The following is an 8,317-nucleotide window of genomic DNA, read 5'->3' as shown; positions in this document are numbered from 1 at the left end:
ATTAGTGGATCCGCCGGTACTAACGGCTGAAACACCTGCGCCGGTTGAGCAAGCGGCTACTGCGCCCGTTTTTGCACAGCCGCCGAAACAGGTTCAGCAAACAAGGCCTGCTCCAAGACCACAACCAGTGCAGCCAGTGCGCCCGCAACCTCGGGTTGCAACGCGCCCAGTGCAACCAAGTCCGCCACCAGTGCGTCGCGCACCACCACCAGCACCCAGGCGGGTGGAAACGCCGACTGGCGATGTTGAATACGGCAGAGTAAAACGCGGTGATACCTTGTATGAAATCGCGCGTGATACACGTCCTAATGAATCTGTCAGCATTAACCAGATGATGCTGGCCTACCTGCGTGACAATCCTGAGGCGTTTGTTGACGGCAACATTAACAAGCTCAAAGCCGGGCACGTGTTACGCATAAATGATGCGTCAAGTATAGGTGATACCTCCAGACGCGAAGCGGTTAGTGAAGTGCGTCGCCAGAACCTGGCCTGGCATGAAAGTCGTGGTACTCGACTGGTTAAACAGGTCGAGCCTGAAGGCGACTCGAGAGTTAGTTCAATTCGCGATGAACTGGCTGCCGACGAAGCCGCGCCAAAATCAACCCGGAAGCCCAAAGCAAAAGCTGATGGACCGAAAGTCGTGTTAGCGAAAAAAGCCAGTGATGCGGAAGAGGGTTCAGCAGGTAGCGCTACCAGTGAAGAAAAAGAATCAGCGAAGGTGAAAGAGGACCTGTTGGTTGCTGCTGAGGCACTTGATGCGAACCGCCAGGAAGCGGAAGAACTGGACACTCGCATGGCTGAGCTAGACGAGCAAATGCAAAGCATGCAACGTCTTATCATGCTCAAAGACGAAGAATTACTGGCCTTGCAAAATAAAATGGGTCAAGAAGAACCCGAGCAAGCAGCTGCCAAACCTGAAGCAAAACCCAAGGCTAAGCCCAAGGCACAGGAACCAGCGCCAGAAGAAGCTGGTATGGCTGATGAACTGTTATCTGATCCGATATTGCTTGGGCTGGCAGGACTCCTGGTTGTTGCTGTCGTCGGATGGTTGGTAGTACGCCGACGTCGTATGCAAGGTGGATTTGAAGAAAGTATTCTGAACGTTGGTACAGGCGGAGCTGTTGGAGCAGCGGCCGCTTCGGCTACCGCAGGTGGACCTGAAAGCGCTATGGTCAGTGATTTTGTCATGAGTGACATGCCCGGCGCACAAGGTGATGGATCTGATGTAGACGCGATATCAGAAGCGGATGTGTACCTGGCTTACGGTCGCCACCAGCAGGCTGAAGATATTCTGCGACAGGCACTCGATAAAACACCCGACCAACTGGATTTGCATGCAAAACTTTTAGAAGTGTTTCATGCAGCCAAAAATACTGATGCGTTTGAAGAGCAAGCCGGGATTCTACATGAGAAAATCGGTGGTGATGAATCCAACAGTTACTGGATGGACATTGTGCCATTAGGTCGTGAAATATGTCCGCAAAGTGAATTGTTTGGCGGTGGTGGCAGTTCAGTGATGGATGAGTCACTGGGCGAGGTTTCCGCGGACGAAGAAGACTTGCTGGATTTTGATTTTGACGCTGGTCTTGACGAGGCCGACGTATCGGAGTCACAGGCTGCTGCAACTGTCGATGACGATTCGGGTGACGCACTGGATTTTGATATGTCGTCGCTGGATTTTGATCTGGATAGCAGCGAAGAAAAGCAGGAAACTGCCGCTGCTGCGGAATTTGCATCAATGGACGTTGCAACTGAAGTCGAGGAGCACGCTACCAGTGACGATGGCGGACTTGATTTCGATCTTTCTTTTAGTGAAGATGATGCTTCAAGCGCAGTTGAGGAAGAACCCTTAGCCATGGAAATGGATACAGCGACAGAAGCACCAGGTGGTCTTGATTTTGATCTGGACATGGAATCTGAGCCTGCGGTAGCTGAGCCGGAAGAAGAAGCGCCACTCGAGCTTTCCATGGATCTGGATACCGAAGAGAGCGCTATCGCCAGCGATGATTCGATGTCGATGGATTTTGATCAGGGTGCCGATATCGTCCAGCTAGACACGGGCGGAGATGAAATTGACCTTGATGGTGAGCTGGATGAAGATATATTCTCCAATGTTGATGAAGTAGGAACCAAACTTGATTTGGCCAAAGCCTATGTAGACATGGGAGACAGTGATGGAGCGCGCAGCATTCTCGACGAAGTTCTGGAAGAAGGTGATGATTCGCAGAAGCAACAGGCAGAGGACTTGCTGGCGCAAATGGGATAATGGGTGAAAATCCTGTTAGACCGATCAGGTAATTCAAAACGTATAAAATAAAGCCGCTGCTGTATCACGTAGCGGCTTTTTTTGTTACTTAATTTTGCAGAAAGAATCCCATTTAAAATTGCATACCTGAATTTGCCCGATTATGCATCCCGTTATTCGTATAGTCAGCTTTCTGATACTCGCTGGATTTGTTGCATTCGGCGGATTATATGAACTAGCACTGGGTTTCCTGATTGTGCTTAGCGTGGTGCTATTCAAACGGCTGCAGTCTATTGAGTTAACTGTACGCATTATCAGGCGTATGCGCTGGTTATTCCTGTCTATTCTTATTGTCTATTTCTGGTTTACGCCTGGCGAGCCAGTTATACCCATCACAGCCAGCTATATTCCTACGGTCGAGGGACTGAAAACCGGTTTATTGCGGGTGTTTTCTCTAGTGCTGATTATTTTTGCGGTGAATTATTTTATTTCCTCTATTGCCCGTAATCGGCTGGTAGAGGCCATTGTATGGTTGTTGTATCCACTAAACTGGATCGGAATCGATAGTCGTCAGCTGGCTTTGCGTATTGCTTTGACGCTGGAATTAATTCCCAGAGTGCAACAAATTGTGCTCGACCTGAAACAACACCATGTGGATATTAAAAAAGAACAATTGCATCAATCGGGAGTGACCAAGTCCCTGGTGTTGTCTCGCGTGACTATGATGAGTTATTTAATGGAGTTGCTTTTTGAGCGGGTCGTCGATGAGGCGATTAAAATGCCGTCAGAAAAAATTGAGGTTGGTAGCATGCGAAGTCCGAAAATTATTCAATGGTCAGTTCCTTTGTTACTTGCGGGTTCATTTTGGGGGCTTCAAAGTCTCGGTCTATAAAGCATCACAAACCTGTTGTAGAGTGTAAGTTACGACCCGCCTAGCGATAAACTCAAACAATAAAAAAGGCCAGCAACCTTTTCGTTGCTGGCCTTTGCTTTAATTGACTTGCTACTTATCTTAGATGGATCCAGTTAGGGGCGCAAGTAAGCGTATCCCTCTTCCTGCAATGTCAGGATACGTGCAACACCGGCATCCACAACCCCTACACCTTCAACCAGTGCAGGTTTTTTTCCCTTTTTCTTTTCAATTTTTTTCATGGTATTACCGCAAGCACTAAAGGTAATGTTCTGCATTGCCAGGCTTTTTACACGATCTGCTTGTTTGCTCTTGGTGGTCAACAAGCCCAGGCCAGGCCCGTAAGCGACAACTTCTATGCTGACATTGTCCATGCCATAGAGTTTTTGCAGATTTACGGCATTGTTTAATGCAATTGTCTGGGTCCGCGCATCATCTGTGCTAACTTGAATCACCAGTTTATGGGCTTTATCACCCGCCATAGCGGTTGAAAATGCGCCGAACAGTACAAGTACGCTAACCAGGGTTAGAATAGATTTGACTAATTGATTTTTCATAACTTCTCCTCGTGATATCCAGCGAAGTGGATTTGTACGTTATCTATATTGTTGTCAATTTGCATAAATGCAATTCAAAATGGTGCCCGATGAGTTTTATCAATAACTACTGCTGGGAATGTGAATCCAGAAGAGGTTGTATAACTTAACGAGAGACCACTCTACTATTACTAGTTTAAGCACTAGCGATTGTTATCATTTTTATGAATCAACGAATGCTCTGATTTGATCAGTTCACATTTCTGTCTATTCATAGTCGATTGTCGCAAATCTGTAAATTCGGTCAAGCCATTTTTGACCAATACTTATTCTAAATTTAATGCACTGTGAATCTTCAAATAAGGCGAGTGGTTCCGTGGATTGGAAAGCGCGATAAAAAATCAGAACGCTATTCAGTTGATCGTTTTTAGTGATGAATTTATCCCGGTTGGTTATAAGGCGGTATGATGTTCAGGCTGCGTGGCAGAATTCCCGTTTCAATAAAAATCGCATGCTAAATGAATGTGTAAAATACCTTTAAATTCACATGTGGAAGTTAAAGGTTCTATTGGACTTTTCCGATGGTGAATCTGAGGCAGGTACTCATCGTAGCAATATTCAGTTCACGATTCGCCACATAAAAATTAACCAAATTATCTGGAGCAGATCCATGGAAATTTCTTCCTTTGTAACCCTGGGCGTTATCGCCGGATTGCTGGTATACGCAATTACTCTCTATAACCACCTGGTTACTTTAAAGCACAATGTGTCCAAGTCGTGGGCAAATATCGACGTATTGTTAAAGCAAAGACATGATGAATTGCCAAAACTTATAGAGGTTTGTAAGCAATACATGGGTTATGAAAAAGACACGATGGAACGAATTATCAAGGCACGATCTGCCGTCGCATCAGCAAGGGAAAATACCGACATCGGCGCGTTGGGTGCAGCGGAAACTCAATTACGAATGGGGTTGGGTAATTTGTTTGCGCTTGCTGAATCGTACCCGGATTTAAAAGCTGATCAAAGTTTTCAACATCTGCAAACAAGAATTACCGGACTGGAAAATTCTATAGCCGATCGCAGGGAGTTTTATAACGAGGCAGTCAATAATAATAATGTTCGCATTGAGCAATTCCCCGATGTCATAATTGCCCGGTTTTTTAATTTCAGAGAAGCAGACTTGCTTGAGTTTAGCGAGGAAGAAAAGGCAGATGTGGACGTCAAGGGATTATTCAATCAGTAAGCTGTAAATAAAAAGTAGCGAAATAGCATTTGTTGGCGCGGTGAACATCCTGCACAATCTTTTAAATCCTGCCGCACTAAAGCAGGAAATCATCCAGGCTTCGAATCAGGAGTTCTGGTTTCATGCAGCCATTGTCATTGTATTATCCGTAGCGGGTTTCTATTTTGCATTCGAGTTTTTTAAACGGGCACGTATTATAGAGGATACACCTACTTCCAGGATCAGGTCTGCCGCCCAGGGCTATGTCGAATTAGTTGGATATGGAGATATTCTGGATGGACCGGATATCGTTGCGCCACTCTCTAAAACCCCTTGTACCTGGTATCGTTATAAAGTCGAAAAGCTTGGAGACGAGGATGATCAGACCATTGATTCCGGGACCAGTGAAGACCTGTTTGCATTGGTCGGTAAAACCGGTCGCTGTGTTATTGATCCCGAGGGCGCAATTGTATCTCCAACCGTTAAACGTGTCTGGTATGGTTCTAATTACGATGGACCAGGGAGTAATAGTATTTTGGGAGGTTTTAGCAGCCGTTATCGATTTACCGAAGAAAGAATGCATCCAGGAGACGCGTTATATGCGATTGGTTTTTTCCGATCGGTAGGCGGCCATCACGAGGCGATGAATACCGCGGCGGAAGTGCGTGCACAATTGCAGAAATGGAAGCAAGATCAGGGTAAACTAATCAAACATTTTGATCGAAACAAGGATGGTCAGATTGATGCGCATGAATGGGAAAACGTCCGTAAAGTAGCCGCTTATTTTGTACGTAAAAAGCAAATGAGTCGCAAGCCTCAGCCTGTTACACACTTGATGTCAAAACCGGAAAACACCAGGCAACCCTTTCTGTTGTCTACCAAACCGCAACATGAACTCACGCAACGTTATAAACTGTTTGCGATAGGTTCATTCGCCGGGTTTCTGAGTGTTGGTTCGTTTGCCGCCTGGATGTTTCTGGTTCGATTCTAAGGTTCTCTATATACATCCCTGGATTTTGACTCCAAATCTACTGAAGTTGGCCGCCAAGCCCCGTTGTATATATTAAAATAACAGGCAGCTGAGCAACCACAACTACAATCCGGTAAACGATTTTTTGACCATCATTGATATGGAAATAACGATTGGTACGTTCCGAGATATGAAGCGAAATCCATTTGGCGATTTCATGTGTGAGTATTGCAAATAATATAATCACCAGAACAATAATTAACGATGGCATATAATGAATATCTTGCAAATTAAGAGTCGCTTGCATCCAGCTAAATACCAGGGTTGAGCCAGCAATACCCTGAACAGGCAACAATAGTGCCGGGATGCCGCCAAATACGGGTATAACAGAAAATGCCAGCGGCAATACAAATAAAATATTTATTAAACTGCTAATGCGATGACCGCCAGCAGAAATTAGTTCAGACAGTGGTGGAGCGTCGGTTACACCAAACAGTACAGGGTAAGATAATAATATAAATATCATTAGACCGATGGCGCGGGACAGCGGGATAAAAACTTTCTCGAATATCCACTCAGTGACGCTGACATCATCAAGCATGTGTAGAATTTTTCTGGCAGTTATTTCCACGATAATGGAAAATATTATAAAGACCAGTATTGCGGTGATTATTTTCCCATTTAACAGAATATCAATAGCTGACATGATAAAATCAGGGAGTGGTTGATTTATATTGTTTGTAGTATTGATCAATTAACCGGTTATTGCACATTTTAAAGCTTAGCTGATAATGCAGGATGTTTCGAAACTTGATTTGCCCGATTGGGTTCACTGGATTGCGCAAGATGCGAATGGTGTGTGGTGGGGTTATGAATGTGAACCGCTGCAACACGATAATGGCTGGTACGAGAATGAAGTAGGGCGCAATATCAGAATATTGTCGTTGGCAGCAAATTCTGATTGGCAGAAATCACTGCTGAAAATTGGCGATTAGTGAGTTTAGTGATTAAGCAGAAAGTTTCCACAATTGCTTTGCGTGGTGGATGACAAAGTCCTTAAATGCTGATGCGATAGGTGAAAGGCGTTTTCCCTTGCGATAGACAATATACCAGTTACGCAGAATCGGAAAACCTTCGGCTTCAATGATGGCTAATCGATTCAGTTCCAGTTCCAGTTCCAGCGTATGGATTGAAACAATTCCCAAACCAAGCCCGGCTTGCACTGCCTGTTTAATGGCTTCATTACTGCTCATATTGATGGTAGCCGCCAACTGGGCACCTTTGTCGACAAAAAAACGTTCGATTGCTGTTCGGGTTCCTGACCCTTCTTCGCGCAATATAAAAGTCTCTTTCTGTAATTCGTCGATGGAGACTCTGCCTTGTTTAACTAAATGGTGATCAGGCGCAGCAATAAGGACTAACGGATTTTGCATAAATGATTCCGCTTCCAGTTCCATTTCTGCGGGTGGTCTCCCCATAATGACAACATCAGTGTCATTTTTAACCAGGTGCTGCAATAAACCTTCGCGATTTGTGACATCCAGATTAATTTTTACCGACTCGTGTTCTTTGTTAAATGCAGCGAGGATGCGCGGCGCGAAATAGTTTGCTGTACTAGCCACCGCAATAGTGAGCTTTCCCTGTTTTACCCCTTTAAGATTTTCAATGACGTTCTCGGCTTCTTCGAGTTGTTGTTGAATAGAACGGCAATAGTTGTACATTTCATTTCCGGCTTCAGTAAGAAATACTTTTTTACCTATTTGTTCGAAAAGAGGTAGTCCAATACTTTCTTCAATTTGTTTGATTTGCATGGATACGGCAGGCTGAGTCAGATGCAGTTCATCGGCAGCTTTGGTAAAACTTAAGTTTCTTGCTACGGCTTCCAGTACGGTAAGTTGTCGAAAGGTTATGTGCATGTGATCACCGGAAAATTTATGTGTCCTTTTTTACATAGTAATAAGTACACCAAAACTACATCAGTAATTACTTATTATTTGTTATTTTACTATTGAGTTTAGACTAAAATCGTCAGAAGCGAGGCCTTGGCGACACGATTACTAAAATAAAAACCGGTGCAAATTTAAATAGAAGGATTAATGATTTAAGAAACAATACGATACGTAAAATAAAACAAATTGGGTTGATCTTTGCCCCCTTATCGGGACTAGTTTAACAGGCTGGCCAGCGTCTTACGTGCTGTTCGCACTCTTGGATCTTGTGGGCCAATTAATGTAAACATTGAAATTATGGTTTTGCGTGCTATTTCATCATTAAAATTACGGTCTTTTCTGATTACATTAAACAACAGTTCAAATGCTTCTTCGTAGGACTGTTCATTAATATAGTGATTCGCCAGATCCACATACGCCTGTAAATTCGTGTCGTCTTGCTTAATCTGTTCCATTAATGTTTGTTTGTCCGGCAATTCACT

At 44.4% G+C, this 8,317-nt stretch carries 9 protein-coding genes; 5 read left to right on the top strand and 4 right to left on the bottom strand.

Translation table 11 applies throughout. The features are described from left to right. Both ACWVCM_RS10240 and ACWVCM_RS10235 read left to right on the top strand, forming a co-directional pair. A partial coding sequence (locus tag ACWVCM_RS10240) for a FimV/HubP family polar landmark protein (protein ID WP_455201651.1) occupies positions 1–2,266 on the top strand: 2,266 nt, incomplete at its 5' end. 142 nt (positions 2,267–2,408) lie between these two features. Continuing rightward, entirely contained in the window at positions 2,409–3,137 is a 729-nt protein-coding gene (locus tag ACWVCM_RS10235; protein WP_455201650.1) for a hypothetical protein, read from the top strand. Positions 3,138–3,271: 134 nt separating this feature from the next. Here ACWVCM_RS10235 and ACWVCM_RS10230 read toward each other — a convergent pair whose 3' ends face one another. Then, positions 3,272–3,712: a DsrE family protein gene (locus tag ACWVCM_RS10230; protein WP_455201649.1), complete on the bottom strand. Its 441-nt coding sequence runs from the start codon at positions 3,710–3,712 to the stop codon at positions 3,272–3,274. Positions 3,713–4,361: 649 nt separating this feature from the next. Between ACWVCM_RS10230 and ACWVCM_RS10225 the strand changes: the two genes are divergently transcribed. Further along, positions 4,362–4,937: a LemA family protein gene (locus ACWVCM_RS10225; RefSeq protein ID WP_455201648.1), complete on the top strand. Its 576-nt coding sequence runs from the start codon at positions 4,362–4,364 to the stop codon at positions 4,935–4,937. A gap of 40 nt (positions 4,938–4,977) precedes the next feature. Beyond that, a complete protein-coding gene (locus ACWVCM_RS10220; protein WP_455201647.1) occupies positions 4,978–5,907 on the top strand; it encodes a GIDE domain-containing protein in 930 nt (309 codons plus the stop codon). Between the two features lie 37 nt (positions 5,908–5,944). Here ACWVCM_RS10220 and ACWVCM_RS10215 read toward each other — a convergent pair whose 3' ends face one another. Next, positions 5,945–6,592: a hypothetical protein gene (locus ACWVCM_RS10215; protein WP_455201646.1), complete on the bottom strand. Its 648-nt coding sequence runs from the start codon at positions 6,590–6,592 to the stop codon at positions 5,945–5,947. Positions 6,593–6,677: 85 nt separating this feature from the next. Here ACWVCM_RS10215 and ACWVCM_RS10210 point away from each other — a divergent pair, with 85 nt between their 5' ends. Continuing rightward, positions 6,678–6,881 (top strand): hypothetical protein, encoded by a 204-nt coding sequence (locus tag ACWVCM_RS10210; protein ID WP_455201645.1) that lies wholly within the window; start codon positions 6,678–6,680, stop codon positions 6,879–6,881. A gap of 12 nt (positions 6,882–6,893) precedes the next feature. Here ACWVCM_RS10210 and ACWVCM_RS10205 read toward each other — a convergent pair whose 3' ends face one another. Together ACWVCM_RS10205 and ACWVCM_RS10200 are read right to left on the bottom strand one after the other, a co-directional pair. Continuing rightward, entirely contained in the window at positions 6,894–7,802 is a 909-nt protein-coding gene (locus ACWVCM_RS10205; protein WP_455201644.1) for a LysR substrate-binding domain-containing protein, read from the bottom strand. Positions 7,803–8,050: 248 nt separating this feature from the next. Then, a partial coding sequence (locus tag ACWVCM_RS10200) for a tetratricopeptide repeat protein (RefSeq protein ID WP_455201643.1) occupies positions 8,051–8,317 on the bottom strand: 267 nt, incomplete at its 5' end.

The organism is Kaarinaea lacus, from assembly GCF_975902315.1.
This window is presented reverse-complemented; position numbering and strand designations above follow the sequence as displayed.